17 protein-coding genes are annotated in these 20,979 nt (G+C 71.2%); 8 read left to right on the forward strand and 9 right to left on the reverse strand.

All coding sequences use genetic code 11. The annotated features are described in order from the left end of the window. The first annotated feature begins 6 nt into the window (after positions 1 to 6). The 4 genes from AAHG03_RS14820 (at position 7) to AAHG03_RS14835 (ending at position 7,094) form a co-directional block, all read left to right on the forward strand. Positions 7 to 1,053 (forward strand): polysaccharide deacetylase family protein, encoded by a 1,047-nt coding sequence (locus AAHG03_RS14820; RefSeq protein ID WP_342151443.1) that lies wholly within the window; start codon positions 7 to 9, stop codon positions 1,051 to 1,053. Positions 1,054 to 1,278: 225 nt separating this feature from the next. Continuing rightward, positions 1,279 to 1,680 (forward strand): hypothetical protein, encoded by a 402-nt coding sequence (locus AAHG03_RS14825; RefSeq protein WP_342151444.1) that lies wholly within the window; start codon positions 1,279 to 1,281, stop codon positions 1,678 to 1,680. A gap of 114 nt (positions 1,681 to 1,794) precedes the next feature. Next, positions 1,795 to 5,118: a tetratricopeptide repeat protein gene (locus tag AAHG03_RS14830; RefSeq protein ID WP_342151445.1), complete on the forward strand. Its 3,324-nt coding sequence runs from the start codon at positions 1,795 to 1,797 to the stop codon at positions 5,116 to 5,118. A 416-nt stretch (positions 5,119 to 5,534) separates the two neighbouring features. Beyond that, positions 5,535 to 7,094, forward strand: coding sequence for a CYTH and CHAD domain-containing protein (locus tag AAHG03_RS14835; protein WP_342151446.1), 1,560 nt, complete (start codon positions 5,535 to 5,537; stop codon positions 7,092 to 7,094). Here the strand turns inward: AAHG03_RS14835 and AAHG03_RS14840 are convergent, their stop codons facing one another. Continuing rightward, positions 7,095 to 7,706: an SOUL family heme-binding protein gene (locus AAHG03_RS14840; protein ID WP_342151447.1), complete on the reverse strand. Its 612-nt coding sequence runs from the start codon at positions 7,704 to 7,706 to the stop codon at positions 7,095 to 7,097. It abuts the gene before it with no gap. Positions 7,707 to 7,861: 155 nt separating this feature from the next. Here AAHG03_RS14840 and AAHG03_RS14845 point away from each other — a divergent pair, with 155 nt between their 5' ends. After that, complete coding sequence (locus AAHG03_RS14845; protein WP_342151448.1) at positions 7,862 to 8,497, forward strand: NAD(P)-dependent oxidoreductase; 636 nt, start codon at positions 7,862 to 7,864, stop codon at positions 8,495 to 8,497. A 3-nt stretch (positions 8,498 to 8,500) separates the two neighbouring features. Here AAHG03_RS14845 and AAHG03_RS14850 read toward each other — a convergent pair whose 3' ends face one another. The 4 genes from AAHG03_RS14850 to aqpZ all read right to left on the reverse strand — a co-directional run bounded on the left by AAHG03_RS14850 (position 8,501) and on the right by aqpZ (position 11,785). Next, positions 8,501 to 9,619 carry an FAD-binding domain-containing protein gene (locus AAHG03_RS14850; RefSeq protein ID WP_342151449.1) on the reverse strand — a complete coding sequence of 373 codons (1,119 nt, stop codon included), beginning with the start codon at positions 9,617 to 9,619 and terminating at the stop codon, positions 8,501 to 8,503. Between the two features lie 105 nt (positions 9,620 to 9,724). Next, positions 9,725 to 10,006 (reverse strand): CsbD family protein, encoded by a 282-nt coding sequence (locus tag AAHG03_RS14855; RefSeq protein ID WP_342151450.1) that lies wholly within the window; start codon positions 10,004 to 10,006, stop codon positions 9,725 to 9,727. Positions 10,007 to 10,266: 260 nt separating this feature from the next. Then, on the reverse strand, positions 10,267 to 10,755 hold the full coding sequence (locus tag AAHG03_RS14860; RefSeq protein WP_342151451.1) for a PRC-barrel domain-containing protein: 489 nt from the start codon (positions 10,753 to 10,755) through the stop codon (positions 10,267 to 10,269). 256 nt (positions 10,756 to 11,011) lie between these two features. Then, the gene (gene aqpZ, locus AAHG03_RS14865; RefSeq protein WP_342151452.1) at positions 11,012 to 11,785 is read right to left on the reverse strand and encodes an aquaporin Z; all 774 of its coding nucleotides are present in this window, start codon (positions 11,783 to 11,785) and stop codon (positions 11,012 to 11,014) included. Positions 11,786 to 12,214: 429 nt separating this feature from the next. Between aqpZ and AAHG03_RS14870 the strand changes: the two genes are divergently transcribed. Next, positions 12,215 to 13,192: a sensor histidine kinase gene (locus AAHG03_RS14870; protein WP_342151453.1), complete on the forward strand. Its 978-nt coding sequence runs from the start codon at positions 12,215 to 12,217 to the stop codon at positions 13,190 to 13,192. A 10-nt stretch (positions 13,193 to 13,202) separates the two neighbouring features. On the opposite strand, the gene AAHG03_RS14875 is transcribed toward AAHG03_RS14870, so the two are convergent. The 4 genes from AAHG03_RS14875 to AAHG03_RS14890 form a co-directional block, all read right to left on the reverse strand. Next, entirely contained in the window at positions 13,203 to 14,399 is a 1,197-nt protein-coding gene (locus tag AAHG03_RS14875) for an FAD-dependent monooxygenase (protein WP_342151454.1), read from the reverse strand. A gap of 232 nt (positions 14,400 to 14,631) precedes the next feature. Beyond that, positions 14,632 to 16,356, reverse strand: a complete 1,725-nt coding sequence (locus AAHG03_RS14880) for a response regulator (protein ID WP_342151465.1) — start codon at positions 16,354 to 16,356, stop codon at positions 14,632 to 14,634. Then, positions 16,353 to 16,814, reverse strand: coding sequence for a response regulator (locus AAHG03_RS14885; protein ID WP_342151455.1), 462 nt, complete (start codon positions 16,812 to 16,814; stop codon positions 16,353 to 16,355). Before AAHG03_RS14885 ends, AAHG03_RS14880 begins: the two co-directional genes overlap by 4 nt. A 6-nt stretch (positions 16,815 to 16,820) precedes the next feature. After that, positions 16,821 to 19,073, reverse strand: a complete 2,253-nt coding sequence (locus tag AAHG03_RS14890) for an ATP-binding protein (RefSeq protein ID WP_342151456.1) — start codon at positions 19,071 to 19,073, stop codon at positions 16,821 to 16,823. A 207-nt stretch (positions 19,074 to 19,280) separates the two neighbouring features. Here AAHG03_RS14890 and AAHG03_RS14895 point away from each other — a divergent pair, with 207 nt between their 5' ends. Together AAHG03_RS14895 and AAHG03_RS14900 are read left to right on the forward strand one after the other, a co-directional pair. After that, a complete protein-coding gene (locus tag AAHG03_RS14895; RefSeq protein ID WP_342151457.1) occupies positions 19,281 to 20,060 on the forward strand; it encodes an iron-containing redox enzyme family protein in 780 nt (259 codons plus the stop codon). A 37-nt stretch (positions 20,061 to 20,097) separates the two neighbouring features. Further along, a complete protein-coding gene (locus AAHG03_RS14900) occupies positions 20,098 to 20,856 on the forward strand; it encodes a GNAT family N-acetyltransferase (protein ID WP_342151458.1) in 759 nt (252 codons plus the stop codon). Positions 20,857 to 20,979: the final 123 nt, after the last annotated feature.

Here is a 20,979-nt window from a genome sequence, read left to right on the forward strand (position 1 = left end):
CGGAGCATGTCCGTCTCCCGCCCCCGCCTGTTCCGCGCCGGATTCGCCACGATCACCGCGCTCGGTGCCGACCGATGGCTCGGCCCCCTGGCTCGCGGGCGCGGCATCATCCTCACCTTCCACCATGTCCGGCCGGAGCCGCCCGCGCCGTTTTCCCCGAACGCGCTCCTGTCGATCACCCCGGCCTTCCTCGACCGGACGCTGACCGCTCTCAAGCAGCGCGGCTTCGAGATCGTCGGCCTCGACGCCGTGCCGGACCGCCTCGCCGACCCGGCGCCCGGACGTCCCTTCGCGGTGCTGACCTTCGACGACGGCTACCGCGACAACCTCGTCCACGCCCGGCCGGTGCTGGCCCGGCACGGCGCGCCCTGGACCCTGTTCGTCACGGCCGATTTCGCCGACCAGAGCGGGCGCCTGTGGTGGATCGAGCTGGAACGCGCGGTCGCCCGGCTCGACCGGGTGACGCTGGCGAGCGGCCTCGACTGCCCGGCGCGGAATACGGCGGAGAAGGGCGCCGCGTTCGAGGCGGCCTACCGGGCCCTGCGGGCGGGACCGGAAGAGGTTCTGCTCGATGAAATCGCCGGCTTGTGCCGCCGTGCCGGCCTCGTGCCGGGCACGGTCGCGGAAGAGCTTTGCCTGACCTGGGACGCGTTGCGCGCGCTCGGCCGCGACCCGGCCGTGACGCTCGGCGCGCACACGCTCTCGCATCCGATGCTCGCCAAGCACGATGCGAGAACCGCCCGCCGCGAGATGGACGAGAGCCGCGTCCGGATCGAGGCCGAAACCGGCCGTTCGGTGCGCCACCTCTCCTACCCCGTGGGCGATCCGACCTCGGCGGGCCCGCGCGACTTCACGCTCGCCCGCGATCTCGGCTTCGCCACGGCGGTGACGACGCGGCCGGGCCATCTCTTTTCCGACCACGCCGCCCATCCCCACGCCCTGCCGCGGGTCTCGGTGAACGGGCTGCACCAGACCGACGCGGCGCTGGCGAGCCTCCTCTCCGGCGTGCCTTTTCTGGCATGGAACCGCGGGCGGCGGCTCAACGTCGGCTGAGCGGGCGCGCCCGCTTCATGAGGCATTCCTAAGCCGCCGATCAGGCGCCCGCCCCTCGCCAAGCCGATCCGTTCTTGGCACAGGGGGCGGACCGGATGACCGGACCCAAACCCTTGAAGCGGCTCCCGGAGCCTGCTTCGCAAGGCGGGCGCATCCATCGATCGGCTGAGAAGCCGCGCTCCGACGCGACACGATCGGGCGGGCTTCGAGGAGAGGAACACACCCATGAGACATCGCGCCCTCGCCGCGGCCCTCCTGCTCGCGCTGCCGCTGGCGGCGGGCGCCCAGGAGGCTCCCAAAAATGAAGCCCCCGCGGGCGCGCCGACGGAGGCGCCCCCGCCCGAGCCGAACCGGCAGCAGACCAACGCGGCCAAGCTCGCCGGGCTGATGCGCTTCGTCGGCGAGTCCTGCAAGGACGTCCAGCCCGACTACGAGCGCTTCAAGGCGGTCGTCGCCAAAATGGGCGTGGACCTCGATGCGATCTCGAAGGGCGAGTTGCTCATGCGCAGCATGAGCTACACCGAGGCCTACCGGAAGAACGTCGACGAGAGCTGCCGCAAGGCGGCCGAGCTGTTCGGCGAGAAGGGCAGCAGCATTCCGGGACTGGTGCTGCGCAAGGCCTCGTAGTCGGTCCCCACCTTAAGCGCCCATTCACCGCGTTGCGCGAGAGTGCGGCACGAGTGGCGTTCGGCGGCGCGGACCTGGTTGAGGTCGGGGCCGCCGCGAGTGTGGGCGGGGGCGATGGCGGGACGGTCCCGGGCGCCGGGTCTTAAGACGGTCCTGCGGGCCGGGCTCGCGCTCGGCCTGATGAGCGTCAGTGCCGAAGCCGCCAAGCTGGTCTCGGCCAAGGGCAGCCAGGCCGAGGGCTACGGCCGCATCGTCCTCACCTTCGACACGCCGGTCTCGGTCAAGGCGCGGCAATCCGGCACCGTGCTGGTGCTCGGCTTCGGCGAGGCGGTCTCCGCCGGCCCGGAAAAGATCGCGGCGGGCATGCCCGATTACGTCTCGGCGGTGCGGCGCGACCCCGACGGCGCGGCGATGCGGCTCGCGCTCCAGCGCGGCTACCGGATCAACGTGCAGGACGCCGCCGAGCAGGTCTTCATCGATCTTCTGCCCGCGAGCTGGAGCGGCTTCCCGCCCCCGCTGCCCCCGGAGGTGGTGGCCGACCTGATCCGCCGGGCCGCCGCGGCGGAAGCCCAGCTCAAGGCCCGCACCCCGGCGATCGTGCGGCGCCCGCTCACCCTCGAACTGTCGCACAACGCCCTGCGCACGCGGCTCAGCCTCAGCCTGCCCGAGGGCACCGAGGCCGCCTTCAGCCCGCAGGACAAGTCCACCCGGCTGACGCTGCCGGGGGCGTGGCGCATCGACGACCGCAGCCTGCGCGGGCGCTTCGACCCGGCGCTCGGCCGCGTCGCCATCGATGCCGACGACAGGGAAGCCCACGTCCTCATCACGCCGGCCGAGGGCGTCGCCGTCTCGACCGCCCGCGACGGCGACGTCGTCACCCTCGATTTCCTGACGAAGCCGCTTCCCACGGCCGAACTCCCGGCGATCCCGCAGCCCCCCTCCCCTGCCCCGGCGGCGGCTCCGGCTCCGGTGAAAGCCGCGGAGACGGCACCGCCTCCCGTCGCTGCGCCGGCCCGCACCGCCGAGCCCGCTCTGCCGAAGGCCGGCGCCGGCCTCGTCTTCCCGTTCCGCAAGCGGGTGCCCGCCGCCCTGTTCGAGCGCGGCGGCGTCGTCACCCTGGTCTTCGCCACGACCGATCCGGTGGCGTTGCCGGCCAAGGCCTCGGCGGATCTCGTCCCCCTCGGCGAACCCACCCGCAGCGGCGGCTTCACCGTCATGCGCTTCGCCAAGCCCGCGGGCCGCCTCGTCGATCTGTTTCCCGTCACCGAGCCGGACGGCTGGGAGCTGGCCTCGGGCGACGGCACGGTGCCGAGCGAGAGCCTGACCGCGCAGCGCCGCCAGGGCCAGCGCGAGCGCATCGGCATCAGCGTGCGCCTGCCCGGCGTCGGCCCGGCGGGCTGGCTCGATCTCGACGGCGAGCGCATCGCCGTCGTCACCGCCGACGGGGTGAAGCGGGCGGCGGTCGCCAAGGCGCAGCGCTTCGTCGAGTTCGAGCTGATCCCGAGCCGGGTCGGGCTCGCGGTGCTGGCGCTCGCCGACGACCTCACCGTCCAGCCCGATCTCGACGCCGTCGCCATCGGCCGCGAGGGCGGCATGGCGGTGTCGGGCTCGGACAACGTCGCGGCGGCGTCGGGCCCGCCGCGCGCGCCCGATCCGCCGGTCGGCGCCGTGTCCGACCTCGTCATCGACAACGACGCCTGGGAGCGGGCTCGCCGCGGCGATGTCCGCACCACCCTGCGCGAGGCCTTGAACGGGATCACCGAGGCGAGCCGGCGCGACCGGGGCGCCGCCCATGTCGCGCTGGCCCGGACCATGATGGCCAACGGCCTTTCCGTCGAGGCGCTCGGCGCGCTGGCCACCGCTGCGGCCGACGACGTGGTGGTCGAGGGCGATCCGCTGACCGGGCTGATGCGCGGCATCCTGCTCACCCGCATGGGCCGCCTCGGCGAGGCGCGCCCGCTGCTGACCGCGCCCGCGCTCGCCGCCAACCCGGAGGCGCGGCTGTGGCGCGGCCTGCTCGATGCCGAGGCCGGGCGCTGGGGCGACGCGCGCGCCGCGTTCCAGGCCGGCAACGGCGTGCTGCGGCGCTATCCCGACGAGATGGCCTCGCTGTTCTACGCCTCCGCCGCGGAGGTCGCGGTCGAACTCGGCGACTGGGAGGAGGCCGCGCGCGCCTCCTCCGCCGCGGGCCGCGGGGCGAGCGACACAATCCGCGACCGCATGGCCCTGCTGCGCGCCCGCATCGACGAGGCGACCGGCCGCGGCACCGCGGCGCTCGCCGCCTACGAAACCCTGAGCAACGAGGCCGTCTGGCCGGTGGCCGCCGCCGCGACCCTGCGGGCGGCAACGCTGGGCCACACGCTGGGCAAGACCATGCTCCCCGACGCCATCGACCGGCTGGAGGGCCTGCAGCTCCTCTGGCACGGCGGCCCGACCGAGATCGGCACGCTGGCGGCGCTTGGCGGCCTCTACGAGGAGGCCGGGCGCTGGCGCAAGATCTTCGCGACCGCGCGGCGCGGCTCCGTCCTCGCGCCGGACGCGCCCGCGATCCGCTCGCTGCACGAGCAGGCCCAGCGGGTGTTCGAGGACCTGTTCCTCGGCGTCCGCGGGGAAAAGCTCAACGGCGTCGAGGCTTTGGCGCTCTATTTCGACTTCAAGGACTTCGCCCCGCCGGGGCGGCGGGCCGACGAGATCGTGCGCCGCCTCGCCGACCGGCTGGTCGCCCTCGACCTGCTCGATTCGGCCGACGAGTTGCTGCAATACCAGATTGAGCACCGCCTGACCGGCCCGGCCCGCGCCTCCGTCTCGGCCCGGCTCGCCACGATCCGGCTGATGGACGGCAAGCCGCTGGAGGCGATGGCGACCCTCGACGCCACCCACCAGCCCGGCCTGCCCGAGGACGTGCGCCGCGCCCGCGCCCTGCTGCGCGCCCGCGCCCTGTCCGACCTGTCGCGCACCGATCTGGCGCTTGAGACCGTCGAGGGCGAGACCGGCACCGACGCCGAGCGGCTGCGCGCCGACATCCTGTGGTCGGCCCGGCGCTGGCGCGAGGCCGGCGAGGCGCACGAATTGCTGCTCGGACCCGCGTGGCGCTCGGGCAAGCCGCTCGACGAGGCGGCGCAGGCCGACGTGATCCGCGCCGCCATCGCCTACGGGCTCGCGGGCGAGGGCCTGGGGCTGGAGCGGTTGAAGGCGAAGTTTTCCGGATTGATGGCCGAGAGCGCGGATGCCCGCACCTTCGCCATGCTGACCCGCCCCGACGCCGCCCGCAGCCCCGCCTTCCGCGACGCCGCCCTCAAGGCGACCAAGGCCGAGACGCTCGCCGCCTTCCTCACCGAGTACCGCAAGCGCTACCCCGACACCGCCGTGCCCGAGCGCGGCAGCGAGGCACCGGGCAACCGCGCCGAGGCGCCGGGCGCGGCGACGCCGCCGGGGTGAGACGGCGTGGGTATCCGGCAAGCGGCTCGGAGGCTTGATGCCCGTATCCGCGGCGCGTTGACGCTGGTTGAATCCTGAAGTAGAAAATCTCCGCGCCTCGCCGCAGGCTTCGCTACTTGAGGTTTTTCGCTTCAGGTCTCGGGGTTTATGGCAGCGCTTGATTTGAGGGGCCTGTTCTTCGGCCGGTGATGGATACGTGCCCGGTGCAGCATAGCATTCGGGTCTCGATTGCTCTCACGGAACCTTAGCTCTTCATGGGGCGGTACGGCTGTCGTCAGCCTTGCCGCCCCTTTTCCTGTCATGAACCGGGTTTTGTCCCGTTGCGCAGGATGGTGGGGCCGGTGGGCCGATGGTAAGCCGGAAGTCGAGCTTGCCTGCCGAGTCGGGCGACGCGCCTGTTGGAGACCACCCGCCCCATGAAAGCCGCGCGGGAGATCGAGCTGAAGCTGGATTGCGACGCGGGCGATCTGGCGGCGCTCGCCGTCCATCCGCTGCTCGATTCGCAAGAGGCGGGCACGCTCACCCTGCGGGCCACCTATTACGACACCGATGCGGGCGATCTGCGCGCCGCCGGCCTATCGCTGCGGGTGCGCCGCGAGACCGGCCCGGACGGCGAGCGGGTGATCCAGACCCTGAAGGCCGGGGCCGGCGGCGCCGGTTTGTTCGACCGGGCCGAGTGGGAGCGGGCGATCCCCGGCCCCGCGCCGGACCGCGCCGCCCTCGATGACACCCCCGCGGATAAGGTGCTGGCCGAGGCCGGAGAGCCGGAGATCGCCGCCCGCTTCTCCACGGTGATCGAGCGGGGGGTGCGCCCGATCCGCTACGGCGCCTCGACCATCGCCGTCACCCTCGACCGCGGCCGGATCGAGACTCCGGGCGGCGAGGTGCCGGTCTGCGAGGCCGAACTCGAACTGAGCGAGGGCGATCCCACCGACCTGTTCGCCCTGGCCCAGGCGCTCGCCGAGACCGTGCCGCTGCGCCTCGGCGCCCTCACCAAGAGCGAGCGCGGCGAGGCGGCGCTCGCGGGCCGTCTCGACCGGCCGAGCAAGGCCGAGCGGGTCGGGCTCGATTCCGATGCAAATGCGGGAGAGGCCTTCGCCGCGGTGGCCCGCGCCTGCCTGCGCCACCTGCGCCTCAACGAGGCGGTGTTTCTGGAGAACCGCGACCCGGAGGCGCTGCACCAGATCCGCGTCGCCCTGCGGCGGCTGCGCTCGGCCTTCACCCTGTTCCGGCCGCTCTTGGCCGCCGATCCCGCCGCCGCGACCTTGCGCGACGAGATCAAGCGCGTCACCGAGCCGTTCGGGCGGGCGCGCAACCTCGACGTCTTCCTCGACGAGACGCTGGCGCCCGAGATCGAGCGGCGCCCCGACGAGACCGGCCTGCACGATCTGCGCGCCCTGCTCCTCCCCGAGCGCGAGCGGGCCTACGCCGTGGTGCTGGCGATCCTCGACAGCGCGGCGTGGCGCGGGCTGATCATCGATCTCGTCGCCTGGATCGAGGCCGGGCCCTGGCGCCGCAGCGGGACCGAGCGGGAGCGCCCGGCCCCAAAATTCGCGGCGGAGGTGCTGGAGCGCCTGCGCCGCCGGATCAAGCGGCGCGGGCGCCGCCTCGACCGGCTGGAGCCGGAGGCGCGCCATCAAGTGCGGATCGAGGCGAAGAAGCTGCGCTACGGCGCCGAATTCTTTGCCGGGCTCTATGCCGAGGGCAAGGCGCGCCGACGCCACCGGGCGTTCGTGGCCGCACTCGCGGCATTGCAGGACCATCTCGGCGCGCTCAACGACATCGCGACCGCCCACGAGATCGGCGCCGGCCTGATCCCGCCGGAGTCTCGGTCCGGCGACGCCCCCGATCCGGCCGCGGCCCTGTTCTCCGCCGGCCTCGTCGCCACCGACGTCGAGGCCCGCAGCGAGAGTCTACTGAAGGACGCCGCGGAGGCGCATGCGGCGCTGCTGGAGGTGCGCCCGTTCTGGCGTTGATCAGGTATCGGACGCGGGCAGCCGCACCGCGACCTCGTTGCGGCGCAGGAAGGGAATCGAGAACGGCGGATCGTAGCCCATGAAGAAGGGCGGATCGGGGTGCCGTTTCCCCGCCTTGTCGAGCACCTCGGTGAGGATGGCGGATTGCTGGCGTCGCACGTCCGGCGCCGTGCTGCCGGAGAAGCGCAGGACCGCCAGCCGCTCCTGCGGGATGCGCACGATCCGCACGCCGGCCTCGGTCGGCTCGGGCGGGCCGGCTTCCACCACCTTCCGCGGCAGGTAGAACCGCATCGTCCCGGCCGTTCCCTGCTCGACCGGCACCGTCATGGCGATCATTTGCCCCTCAGACTCGACCGGCGTCGTCATCGCGATGCGCGCCTCGCCCCGGTTGGCGCCGGTGATGTAGCGAAACAGCCGCCCGAACGCCTCGCCGTCCTGCTGGCCCTTCGCGTCGGTCTCGACGGCGACGCGCGGCTCGTAGGCCCGCACCTCCACGCCGCGGTCGAGCCGCTCGACCACCGCGTAGCGCGGCTCCTCGTAGGTCGCCCGGATGCCGACGACCGAGAGCGCCGATTCGAGGAAGGTGAAGAGGTAGTAGACGACTTTTTCCAAGGTTCGGATTCCGCAGGCTCGCGCGCGACGCGAACACCAAAAGATCGGGCGGCGGAGGCCGTTCCCACTCTGGGGTGGCCGGAATGCCGCGGGCCGGCGGCGGCACCGAGCCGGCGCTTCGGCATTAGTCGTGGACCGGAACTCGGGAGGCAATCGTGGCCCACGTCCTCGTCATCGGCGCAAGCCAAGGCATCGGCCTGGAGACCGTGAAGGCGGCGCTCAAGGCGGGCCACCGCGTGCGCGCCTTCGCCCGCTCCGCCGCCGACATCGCGATCACCGATCCCGGCCTGGAGCGCTTCACCGGCAACGCGCTGGATGCAGGCGACGTCGCCTCTGCGGTCGAGGGTGTCGATGTCGTGGTGCAGGCGCTCGGCGTGCCGGCCTCGAAGCTGCTCGGCCCCGTCACCCTGTTCTCGGAGGCGACCAACCGGCTGGTGCCGGCGATGGAGCGGGCGGGCGTGCGCCGCCTCATCGCGGTGACCGGCTTCGGCACCGGCGACAGCCGGGACGCGATCGGCCTGTTGCAGCGGGTGCCGTTCCGCCTCGTGTTCGGCCGGGCCTACGACGACAAGGACGCGCAGGAGATGCGCATCCGCAAGAGCGGGCTGGACTGGACCTTCGTGCGCCCCGGCGTGCTGACGCCGGGTTCGGCCACCGGGCGCTACAAGGTGCTGACCGACCCAAAATCCTGGCGCAACGGCCTGATCGCGCGGGCCGACGTGGCGCATTTCATCGCCGGCGAGATCGATCACCCGGCTCACGTGAAGCAGGCGGTGGTGCTGGTCGGCTGATCGTCAGCGCTCGGAGAGCAGCCGCGGGATGCCTGAGCGCAGCTTGAAGAAGCCGCGGGTCGAGAGCGGCCACGCCGCCTCGTCCCAGGCCCGGCGCACCCGCAGGCAACCCTCCGGCAGCGCATCGGCCGAGGGGCCGACCGGCGCCCAGGCCGTGACGACGGGCAATCCGCCGGTCCAATCCGGCCCGATGCTCGGCGCGACCTCGCAGCCGAAATGCGCGGCGGCGCGCCCCAACCCATCGGCCATCGCGGCCTCGTCCGCCGCGCGCACCTGCTCCGCGGCGCCCGGCGCGTGGGCGACCAACCCGCCGACGCGCCGGACTTTCGCGCCGTCGAGGGGCAGGCTCTCGGGGTGGAGGTCGTCGAGATGCAGCAGCAGCGCGACCTCGCCCGTCGGCGGCGTATCGGCAGGGCCGAGCTTTTCCTCCCGCGGCGGCCGCTGTTCTTCGAGGGCGTCCGGGTACTCGTCGAGCCCGGTGGGATCGAACCGGCCCTCGGTGTAGCGGCGGATGTTGTCGGCCCGCGCGACGTAGTGCTTGCCGCGCGTGTGCAGGCCCGCCACCCAGCGCCAGGACAGGGTGTTGCTCGCCGGATCGCCGTCGCGCAGATGCTCCAAGAAGAACGCGGCGCCGAGCGGCCAGGGCAGGCGCAGGGAAAAAATCCAGATCGAGGCGAACCACATCCGGGCGTGGTTGTGCAGCCAGCCGGTGGCGACGAGTTCGCGGGCCCAGTCGTCGAAACCCTCGATGCCGGTGCGGCCCTCGACCGCCGCCTCGTAGGTGCGGCGCAAGCCGGGCTCGGCCTTCAAGCGTTGCCGCTGCGCCTCCACTTCCGAGAGATAGCCGGTCCAGGCCTCGGGATGGGTCTCGAGATGGCCCTTGAAGTAGGTCCGCCAAAAAACTTCGGTGACGAACTTTTCCGCGCCCTCCTCGCCGAAGGCCGCGAGCGCGGCGTCCGCCACCTCGGCCTCGGTCAGCAGGCGGCGGCGCAGGTAGGGCGACAGCGCCGAGGTCGTGGGGTGCTTCTCCGGCCCGCGGTCGGTGTTGCGGGCGGCGGCATAGTCGGCGCCGGCCCCGTCGAGGAAGGCCGCCAGCCGTTCGAGTCCGGCGGCGCGGGTCATGGGGAAGTCGCGGGTCATGCGGCCGAGATAGCGCGGGACGCGGGGCCGGCCGTGCGACCCAATCGCCGGTCCCGGCCGTCTCGCGGCCGGGACCGGCCCAAAGAACTACTTGTCGAGGGCGTTCTCGACCGTGTCCTTGGCCTTGCCCTGCTCCTGCTGGGCCTGACCGCGCAGCTTCTGTTCGCGGCCTTCGGCCTTCAGTTGCTCGTTGCCGGTGAGGTTGCCGACGCCGCGCTTGGCGCTGCCGAGCGCCTCGTTGCCGAGGCCTTTCAGGCGATCGACGGCGCCCGCGGTGGTCGGGGTGTCGTCGGCGAGCGCCGGGGCGGCGGCGGCCAGGGCGAGACCGAGGAGGGCGCCACGAAGGGCAGATGTGCGGAGGCTGCTCATTCGGTTCTCCGAAGCGTGCGTGTGGGGAGCGGGGAGATACCGGCCGGGCGGCGACCCGCAAGGGTCGGCCCCGGCCGGATCGAGTTAAAGTGATGGTCTCTTTGCTGGCCTCAAGCGCCGGCGCCCGCATCCGCGGGCTTAGGCTGCTCGCTCCGCTAGACGCCTCGGCTCACGCCGAGGCCGCTGCGCGGGGCGCTCTTCGCGCCCGGACATCCGGAGCCATTGCTCGTTCCGAACGATGGCTCAAGATATTTGCCGGCTTACTTCTTCGGCTCGGAGCCGAGATAGACGTATTCCGGGGCGGCGCGGAGCTGGTCCTTGTCGGTGTCGATCACCGCGTCCAGCGCGCCGCCGTCCTTGCGGGTCAGCTTCAGGGTCTCGGGGGCGATGGCGACGTATTTGGCGTTGAGGCCGAGGAAGCCGCCGACGCTGACGACGTAGGATTTCACCGCGCGCTTGTCGTCGAACACGATGTCGGCGACCGAGCCGATGCTCTCGTTGGCGCCGTTGCGGATGGTGGTGCCGATCAGCTTGGAGGCGACCACGTCCTCGGGGGCCTGGGCGACGAACTTGACCCGCAGGTCGTCGTTCATCGTCGCGGGCTGGGCCGGGATCGGGGCGGGCTCCTGCTTCGGCGCCTGCGTCGATTCCGGCGCGGATCGCTGCGCCGGCTGCGGATTCGTCTCTTGCGCGAAGGCCGGGGCGCCGGCCAGCAGGGTGAGGGCGCACAGCAGCGGGCGAAGGGTCATCGGGGCGGTGTCCTCGTCTGGATCGGAAGCGGGTTCGGGCGCGGCGGCCCGGTCCGCTGTGGGCGGATCGGGCAACCGGATGATGACGGTGGGGGCGGGTGGCGCCGCCCGCCTCTTGTGCGCCGCCGCATGAACGGATCGCGGGCGGCTCGGTTCCGGCGACGCTTGGGGCGTGTTTGGTATTCTCGCACCAATCACGCCCTCTTGATGGATCGGTCGCCGACGCCCGGCCGCACCGGGCGTCGGCTCGTCGCGATCAGAACTCCGTCGGCTTGGCGCCGGCCCGGTCCATGCGCTGGGCGGTCTCGCCCAGCAGCGCCTGCATCGCCTGCCGCTGCGGCATCTGCAGGACGGGATCGAGGGCGCGGATCGTCCGGTAGATCAGCGCGGCGGCGGCACCACCGAGCAGCGGCGCGACCACGAACAGCCAGAGCTGCTGCAGCGCGGCGCCGCCCGCGAACAGGGCCGGGCCGATGCTGCGAGCCGGGTTGACCGAGGTGTTCGTCACCGGGATCGAGACGAGGTGGATCACCACCAGCACCGCGCCGATGGCGAGGCCGGCGAAACCCACCGGCGCCTTGAGGTCGGTCGCGCCGAGGATGGTCAGGACCAAGAGGCCGGTCAGCAGGAACTCGATGAGGAAGGCCGCCGTCATCGCGTAATGGCCGGGCGAGCGCATGTCGTAGCCGTTCGAGGCGAAGCCCGTCGCGACGGCGTCGAAGCCGGGGCGACCGCTGGCGATGACGTAGAGGATGCCGGCGGCCGCGACCGCGCCGAGCACCTGGGCGATCACGTAGGCCGGCAGCCGGCCCGCGTCGAACTTGCGGCTCAGGGTCAGGCCGAGGGTGACGGCCGGGTTGAGATGGCAGCCGGAGATCGGCCCGAGCGCGTAGATCAGGGCCATCAGGGTGAAGCCGAAGCTGAGCGCCACGCCGCTGTAGCCGATGTGGTCGCCCGCCAGCACGGCGCTGCCGCAGCCGCACAGGACGAGGACGAAGGTGCCGATGAACTCGGCGAAGTAGGGTCGCATGGTCTCAAGTCTCCTTTCGTGAGAGCGGGATTTTGCGGGGTGGATCGATGGGTCCGGGCCGCACGCGACCGCCGCCGCGCGCGGGCGGTGTTGCGGGTCGATGCGGTGGGGAGGGCGGCCGGGCCGGTGGCCGCAATGCAGTGCGTCGGCCAAGCGCCGACGACGCCCGTCACCGGGTCGGTGACGGGGAGAGTGTGACGAAGACTGACGAAACCTCCGTGGTGCCGAGGTGACGAACAGGCCCTCAAGTGGTCGCCGGCTTGCGGCTCACAATGATATGAAATTACCAGTAAGCCGGTTTTTGTTATTCGGATCGGCAGGGAGTGCCCGCGTCGATCGTGCCCGCTCGCGCGAGGGAGCCTTGGCCGTTCGGGCGTGTTGACCCCGGGGGCGGGCGCCGCCCGACCGAACCGTGACCACAGGACAACCATGGCCGAGGGGCCCGAACTGACCGGCGAGGGATGGACCCTCGAAAGCTTCACCGGGGCGATCCATCGCGGCGGGGTCGGGCTTTGGGCGTGGTCGCCGACGCAGCGGCTGGCCCAGCTCGACGGCCTGTGCCGCGAATTCTGGGGCACCGCGGAGACCGTAGTGCCGATCGACGCGCTGTTCGCCCGCGTCCATCCCGAGGATCGCGAGATGATGATGCGGGAGTGGATGGCGAGCGCCGACGACCCGCACGCCTACAGCTTCGATTTCCGCATCGGCGCAGGGCCGGACGCGCGCTGGATCTCGGCCCGCGGCGTCGGCGGCGAGACCGGGCGGGTCGGCGAGTGGCTTCAGGCGATCTTCCTCGACATCACCGAGCGCAAGCGGGCGGAAGAGGCCGAGCGGCTGCTCGCCGACGAACTCGCCCACCGGGTCTCGAATATGTTCACGGTGGCCCGCGCGCTGACCGCCATCGTGGCCCGCGACGCCAAGTCCGCGCCGCTCTTCGCCGAGGACCTGTCGCGCCGCTTCGGCGTGCTCCACGAGGCGACGACGCTGGCCACCCGCGCGCACCGGCTCGACCAGGGCAGCGTGCCGTTGCGGAACCTCGCCGAGCGCATCCTCACGCCCTACCGCGACGGCGCCGAGATCCGGGTCGAGATCGCCGAGGGCGCGGTCGTCGCCCCCGACCACGTCAACGACTACGCCATGATCTTCCACGAGCTGGCGACGAACTCGGCCAAGTACGGCGCCCTGTCGGGCCGCGGCACCCTGCGCCTCGGCGGCGGCGTGGCGGACGGCACGCTGCGGCTCACCTGGGACGAGACCGGCACGCCCGCGGACGGCCCCAAGGCCGACGGCACCGGCTTCGGCTCGCGCCTCCTGCGCCAGACGATCGAGCGCAGCCTCGGCGGCCGCTTCGAGCGCGTCATCGACGCGGGCGGCATGCATTTCGAGATGAGCGTGCCGGTGGGGTGAGGCGACGGCCTCACGCCGTGAGGCCGTCGTAGCGCGACAGGTCGGGCTCCGTACCCTTCTGCGTGAAGACCTTCGCGAACAGGCCGCGCAGGCGGGGCCGGCTGGCGAGGCCGAGGGCGCCGTGCAGCAGGCGGATGCCGAGGCGGCTCTTCGGATGCATGATCCGCGGCCCGATCTTCGGCACGCCCGCGGCCTCCTCCACCATCGGCCGCATCGCCCGCTCGTAGGCCGCCAGCGCGCTCGGCACATCGTTGGCGGACAAAAACTCGCCCGCGAGCACGGTGGCACCGGTCACCGCGAGCGTCGCGCCGATGCCGGCGAGCGGGGTCACGCACCATGCGGCGTCGCCCGTCAGCACCACGCGCCCGTTCGACCAGCGCGGCATCCGCACCTGCCGCAGGACGTCGAAGTAGAAGTCGTCCGTGTCGTCCAGCGCGGCGAGGATGCGCGGCGCCTCCCAGCCCGTGTCGGCGAAGCGTTCGCGTAAGAAGGCCTTCTGGCGGGCGGCGTCCCAGTCCTGCGCGCCGGGCAGCGGCCCGTGCAGCGCCAGCATCGCCCGCGTGGTCCCGTGCGGGTCCGGGCGCAACTGCACGCTCCGGCCGCCCGGCGCGTTGTACCAGCGCCAGAGCCGGTCGTCGGAGGGCGCGCGGGGGATCGTCAGGTAGGCGATGGTGAGGTCCATCGGGCGCGGCGCGTTCTCGCCCGGAAACACGCGTTCGCGCGTGGCCGAGCCGACGCCTTCGGCGACGATCACCGCGTCGAAGGTTTCGGTGCCGCCGCTCGCGAAGGTGACGCTCGCGGCCTCGGGCGTCTGCTCGATCCCCGCCACGGCCTCGCCGAACCGAAACGCCGCCCGCTCCCGCGCGCCGTCGTAGAGCAGGCGGGCGAGGTCGCCGCGCAAAATCTCCATCTCGGCGGTCGGCCCGTCGCCCGCGGCGTCTCCGGCGGGGAAGGTCGCGACGGGGCGGCCGTGGTGATCGACCCAGGCGGTGCCTTCCTCGCCGGTGCCGTGGTCGAGGGCGGCCCGTTCGAGCCCCATCCGGCGCAGGGCCTCGCGGCCGACGCCGCGGATATCGACGTTCTGGCCGCCGTCGCGGAAATCGGCAGCGCTCTCGACCACGGTGACGTCGAAGCCGTGCCGGCCGAGCCACCACGCGGCGGTGTTGCCGGCGATGCTGGCGCCGGTGATCAGGATGCGACGCGCCACCGAAACCCTCCGTCCCGCGTTCGGGACGGATAGAGGATTCCTTTCGCACCGCGGCAAGTGCGGCAATCACCCTTCATCCAACCCATCCCCCTCATCCTGAGGTGCGGAGCGTCAGCGTAGCCTCGAAGGAGGGCTCCAGCTCGCGCGCGGTCCCTGGAGCCCTCCTTCGAGGCCCGCCGAGGCGGGCACCTCAGGATGAGGGGGGGGTGGATGGGAGGGGTGCGGCCTCGTCTCAGCCGCCGCGCGAGCGGTCCGAGACCAGCCGCAGGCCCGGCGACGTGCGGGCGGCCAGGGCGGTGGCGACCTTGTGCTCCAACTCCCCGTCGCGGAACGGCTTGAGGACGATGGCGTCGGTGCCGTCGGCGCCGGCACGCGCCAGCGCGTCGGTGTCGGCAAAGCCCGTGACGAACAGCACCGGCATCCCCGGCCAGCGCTTGCGGATCTCGCCCGCGGCTTCCGCCCCGTTCATGCCCGGCATGGCGAAGTCGAGCACGACGAGATCGACGTTGGCATCGGCATCGAGGGCGGCGAGCGCCTGGAGGCCGGAGGCCGCCTCGCGCACGGTGTAGCCGGCCTCCGCCATCCGGGTCGCGGTCACCTCGCGCACGCCCGCGTCGTCGTCCACGACGAGGAGGACGGGGCGGCTCCCCGGCAGATGCGCCCGCGCGCCCTCGACGGCAGCGGGCAGAACGGGGGCCACCGTGTCCTCGGCCACGCGCGGCAGGTAGACCTTGATCGAGGTGCCCTCGGCCGGCACCGTGTCGATGCGAACGCCGCCGCCCGATTGCTTAACGAAGCCGTAGACCTGGGCGAGCCCGAGGCCGGAGCCCTTGCCGACCGCCTTGGTGGTGAAGAACGGCTCGAACACCCGCGCCAGCACCTCCGGCGTCATGCCGGTGCCCGTGTCGCTCACCGAGATCATCACGTACTCGCCGGGTTGCGGCTGCTCGGGCCGGGTCGGCGCCTCGCCGACCGTGACGTTGGCGGTTTCGATGGTGAGCCGCCCGCCCACCGCCATGGCGTCGCGGGCGTTGATGGCGAGGTTGAGAATCACGAGTTCGATCTGGGTCGCATCGACAAGCGCCGGCCAGAGGTCGTCCTGAAGCGTGGTCTCGATCTGGATCGCCCCGCCGATCGAGCTTTCCAAGAGGTCGCGCATCGACACGACCGTCTGGTTGAGGCTGACCGGCCGCGGCACCAGCCGCTGGCGGCGGGAGAAGGCCAGCAGCTGCGCGGTGAGCTTGGCGCCCCGCGCCGCCGCGCCGCGCATCATGTCGAGACGCCGCTTCGAGCGCTCGTCGGTGACGACGCGCTCCAGGAACTCGATGTTGCCGGCGATGACGGTGAGCAGGTTGTTGAAGTCGTGGGCGACGCCGCTCGTCAGCTGCCCGACCGCGTCGAGGCGCTGGACGAGGCGCAGCGCGTCCTCGGCGCGCTCGCGCTCAACGATCTGGTCCTGCAAAGCGGTGTTGGAGGCGGCGAGTTCGCTGGTGCGCTCCCGGATGCGCGTCTCCAGCGTGTCGTTGAGCGCCTGGAGCGCGGCCTCGGCGGCGGCCTTGTCGTCGCGGGCGCGCTGCTCGGCCAGTGCGCGGATGATGGTGCGGGTCATGCGCCCGAGGCGCTGCTTGGTGACGTAGTCGGTCGCGCCGTTCTTGATCGCCTCGACCGCGACCTCCTCGCCGAGCGTGCCCGAGCAGAAGATGAACGGCGTGTCGGGACATTGCTGGCGAGCGATGCCGAGCGCGCTCACGCCGTCAAAGGTCGGCAGCACGTAGTCGGCCAGGATGATGTCGTGGCGCCCCGGCTGCGCCGCGGCGGCGAACTCGTCGCGGGTGATGACCCGCTCGATCACCACCGGGTGGCCGAGATTGTCCAGCTCCGCCTCGATCAGCTCCGCGTCGAGGTCGCTGTCCTCCAGATGGAGGATGCGCAAGGGGCCGGCGGAGGGCCCGATTATCCGTTCGATGGCCAGCCTCCCCGGTGCGGCGGCGGCTCGTTGAGGAGCGCCCAGAACACGCCGATCTCCTTGATGGCGGCGAAGAACTCGTCGAAGGCGACCGGCTTCACCACGAAGGCGTTGACGCCGAGATTGTAGGAGCGGATCACGTCGGTCTCCTCGCGCGAGGAGGTCAGCATCACAACGGGGATGCCGCGGGTGACCGGATCGCCCTTCACCTTGGCCAGAACCTCCAGCCCATCGACCTTCGGCAACTTGAGATCGAGCAGCACCACGGCCGGATCCTGCACCGCCCGGTTCTCGTGCGGGCCCCGACGGTAGATGAAGTCGAGCGCCTCGGCACCGTCGCGGCAGATCACGATCTGGTTGGCGAGCTGGCTCGATTCGAGAGCCGCCAGCGTCAGCTCGATGTCGTTGGGATTGTCCTCGACGAGGAGGATCGGCTTCAGGCTCGCCATGCGCGTTTAAGCCTCCTCCCGGAGCGGCAGGGTGAAGTAGAAGCGGGCACCGCGGCCCGGCTCGCCTTCGGCCCAGGTCCGGCCGCCGTGGCGCTCGACGATGCGGCGCACGTTGGCGAGCCCGATGCCGGTGCCCTCGAATTCCTCGACCCGGTGCAGCCGCTGGAACACGCCGAACAGCTTCTCGACATAGGCCATGTCGAAGCCGACGCCGTTGTCGCGCACGACGAACACCGCCTCCCCCTCCTGCGGCGCCAGCCGCTCGACCGCGATGACCGCCGGCTCGCGACCGCGGGTGTATTTCACGGCGTTGGAGAGCAGGTTCTCCAGCACGAGCCGCAGCATCACCGGGTCGGCGTGGACGCGCCCGAGCGGGGCGATCTCCCACCGCACCGTGCGATCCGGCGGCACGTCCCGCAGCACCTTGCGGCGCACCTCCTCGACGAGCCCGTTCAGGTCGCCGCTCACCTTGTTGAGCGCGTGGCGGCCCATCTGCGAGAAGGTCAGCAGATTGTCGACCAGCGTGCCGGCGGAGAACGCGGCCTCGATGATGGTCTCGACATAGTGGCGGCCCTTGTCCGTGAGGTGGCTGCCCTCGCGGTTCTTGAGCAGGTTCGCGTAGCCGACGATGTGCCGGAACGGCGCGCGCAGATCGTGGCTGACCGAGTAGGAGAACGCCTCCAACTCCTTGTTGGAGCGCTGCAGCTCCTCGCTCATCGCCGCGAGTTCTTCCGCGCGGCGCAGCACGATGCCGAGCACCGAGGCGCGCAAATCCTTGGCCGCCTCGACCTCCGGTATCGACCAGGGCAACGAGCGGCCCTTCACCGTCTCCTTCCAGATCTCGAAGGATTTGCGCGGGTGCAGCCGGTCGGGGCCGCCCGCCGGGTCGGGATGTGCCGCCTTGACCGGGTTGCCGCCCCACTTGACGGTGCGAACGACCTCGGGCCGGAACCACAGAACGTAGCTGGCGTACTTCTTCGAGATCGAGATGGCGAGGAGCCCGCTCGCCCGGTCGGCGATGGCTGCGGCGCGCGAAAACTCCTCGGAGAGGGCGTCGGTGGCGACCACGTCGTCGGCCTCGGCCCGCTCCGAGAGCCATTCGTAGAGGGCGCGCACCTCGCGCTCGGGCGGGGTCGATCCGAGCAGGCGGCAGCGATCCGCGGTCACCACCGCCGCGCCCGAGGCATCGACGAGCGCCAGCACGTCGTCGGGGTGGTTGAGCAGGCCGTCGATGAAGCTCTCTTCCTCGGCCATGAAGCCTAAGAGCCGCGCCTGCACCTGTCCGAGCGCGAGGCGCTGCTCGGCCTGCTCGCCGCGGACTTTCGCCGAGAGTTGCAGGGCGAAGATCTGGGTGAGGAAGTCGCAGGCGTTGCGGGCCTGGAGCGGCACCCGCTTCGGGTCGTGGTTGTGGCAGGAGACGAGGCCCCACAGCGCGCCGTCGACGAGGATCGACACCGACATGGAGGCCATCGTGCCCATGTTGCGCATGTACTCGACATGCACGGGCGAGACCGAGCGCAGCACCGACTGGCTGAGGTCGAGCGGCCGACCCGCGGGCGTCGTACCGGGGCGGATCGGCACGGGCCGGTAGCCGGCATCCGGGATGATGCGCAGGCGGTTGCGGCGGTAGAGTTCGCGCGCCTGGGCCGGGATGTCGGAGGCGGGAAAGCGCAGATCGAGATAGCTCGGCAGCACCCCGTTGCCGGCCTCGGCCAGCACGGTGCCGTGCCAGTCGCGGTCGAACCGGTAGACCAGCGCCCGGTCGAAGCCGGTGACGTGGCGGATGTCCTCGGCGAGCAGCTGGCACAGGTCCTCGACGCTGCCGGCCGCGTGCAGCCGCTCGACGAAGGCGCGCAGCCGCGGCGTCAGGGCATCGAGCCCGGCATCGCCCGAGGCGTCGTCGGTCTCCTCCAGTTCGAGCACGACGAGACCGTCGACCCGGTGCGCGGCCACCTCGTAGAACAGCCGCGCGTCCTCCGACCCGAGCGCCACGGTGCGCAGGTAGGTGGCGCCGTCCTGGATCGCCCCGCCGTCGAGATAGCGGCGCACCAGCGCGTCGAGTTCGGGAAAGGCTGCTTCGAGCCGGGTGCCGACGGCGGCGGATTCCGGGGCGTTGGCGCTGGCCTGGACGATGGTGCCGGAGGCATCGAGCGCGAGCAGGAAGCCGTGCGGCTGGACGCTGCCGACGATGTGGATCGGCTCGCGATCGCACGCCGTCAGGTCGAGGGAGAGCCGGGCCGCCGTGCTGTGCTGATTCAAGCCTGGATTCCATCCCCGACGGATCGGCCCGCGGGCCCGCGCGTCCTGATATCAGCCGGATGGGGGAGGGCGATATAGGCCATAGGTACTGGTACGGTCGCCGCCCCTCGGGCGGATCGTCCCAGGCGCGGGCTCGCCCGACCGAGCCGCCCGGCGCGGCGGGACGATGCGCTCCGGCCGGACGGATCACAATCCGTTCATCGATCGGTGCTCGCATTGATTGTGCATAGGGGAGATGTAAACAGCGAAATCACACGCGCTCCGCGTGCATTCGGCTCGGCATCGAGCCCCGCAGAGGACATGACTTCCATGGCTTTAGCCAGCGAGCACCTGTTCATCGCGAAGCTTCGCCTCGGCCAGGCCGAATTCTACCGCGATCTCGACCAGTGTCCCAGCTGGACGGCCCTCCTCGACGGGACGGCGTCGGCCGCGACCTATCTCGATTTCCTGATCAAGGCCCGTCATTACGTGACCTTGACCTATCCGCTCCTCAGCGGACTGAAGAACAGGCTGATCGAGCTGTCCGGCGACGAGGCGCATATCGCCTTCGCCGCGCAGAAGATCGATGAGGAAACCGACCACGATCTCCTGATCGACAACGACATCGCACGACTCGGCTACGATCCCGCCGCGGTGCTGCCGAGCGGAAGGGGCAACTGGGTTCCGGTCTACGAGGCGTGGATCAAGGCCACGCTGGCATCGGCCCATCCCAACGGGGTCCTGGGCGCCGCCTATGCCCTGGAAAGCCTCGCCGTCGCGCGAGCCGGGAAGATCACCGAAGCCCTGCGAACCCGCAGCACGATTCCCGGCATCACGGAAAGCCTGACGTTCCTCGACCTTCATGCCATCGCCGACGTCGGCCATGTCGAGGACTTGGAATGGATGTTCATCGGCATGTCGCCCGCCGACCTCGACATGATCTACCGGACCACGCTTGTCACCCGAGCGATGTATGTCGGCATCACTCAGGACATGGCGCTCCATTAGCATCGGGTCTCAAAGAGCGCATCCCGGCAGGGATCCGATGATCGAGATCGTTCGTGCGACATCGATACGGCAGATCGGCGAGGCTTCGGCCCTGCGTTACGACGTCTGTGTCGAGGTGATGCCCATGCGGGGCATCGCGAATTCGGCCCGCCGCGAGATCACACCCTATGATGTCTTGAGCCGCACCCATCACCTGATGGCCTATGACGGCCTCGAAGCGGTCGGCACTCTGCGGGTCATCCTGCCGCGATCCCGCGCCGAGAGCGAGAGCCGATCGACCTACGGATTGTCCATGGAGGATTCGGTTTCGTTCAGCCTCGTCCCGCCGGGATGGAAGGTCTGCGAAATCGGCCGCTTCGCCGTGAGGCCCGCTTACCGGGGAACGGACGTCACGCGCCTGATCTACAGGGAATTGTACGGCATCCTGAAAGACAACGACATCGACTACTTCGGTGGATGCGCGCTGATGAGCACGAACGACATCGCGGATGCGGATCGCTGTTTCGATATCCTCCAGAAGCGCGGATTGTGTACCAACGGAATATGGGTTTCCCCGTCCGGCGCACCCGAGCCCGCCGCATCGGGACCCGCATCGGCGCGGGCCGATGAAGAGATCGCCGAAGACGCGGAGTTCCTGTCGCTGCCGGCCCTGGTCCGGTACTACCTCAGAGCCAGCTTTCGCGTCTGCGGCCGGCCCTTCTACGACGATCGTTATGATCGCTGCTTTCTCCCCATGATCTCCGAGCCGGACAGCCTGCGATTCGTACGGTTCGCCGGCCGCACGATCCTGGACTAGGCCGCGAACTCATAACGATTGGCACGGTTGCCCACGCTGATCGTTGGTCCTCCAGCCATGGAGGATCGTGAATGGCACGGTTTGATCTGACGGACGCGGAGTGGGCAGCGATCGAGCCGGTTC

The sequence above is a fragment of the Methylorubrum subtropicum genome, assembly GCF_038442325.1.
Taxonomy (GTDB): domain Bacteria; phylum Pseudomonadota; class Alphaproteobacteria; order Rhizobiales; family Beijerinckiaceae; genus Methylobacterium; species Methylobacterium subtropicum.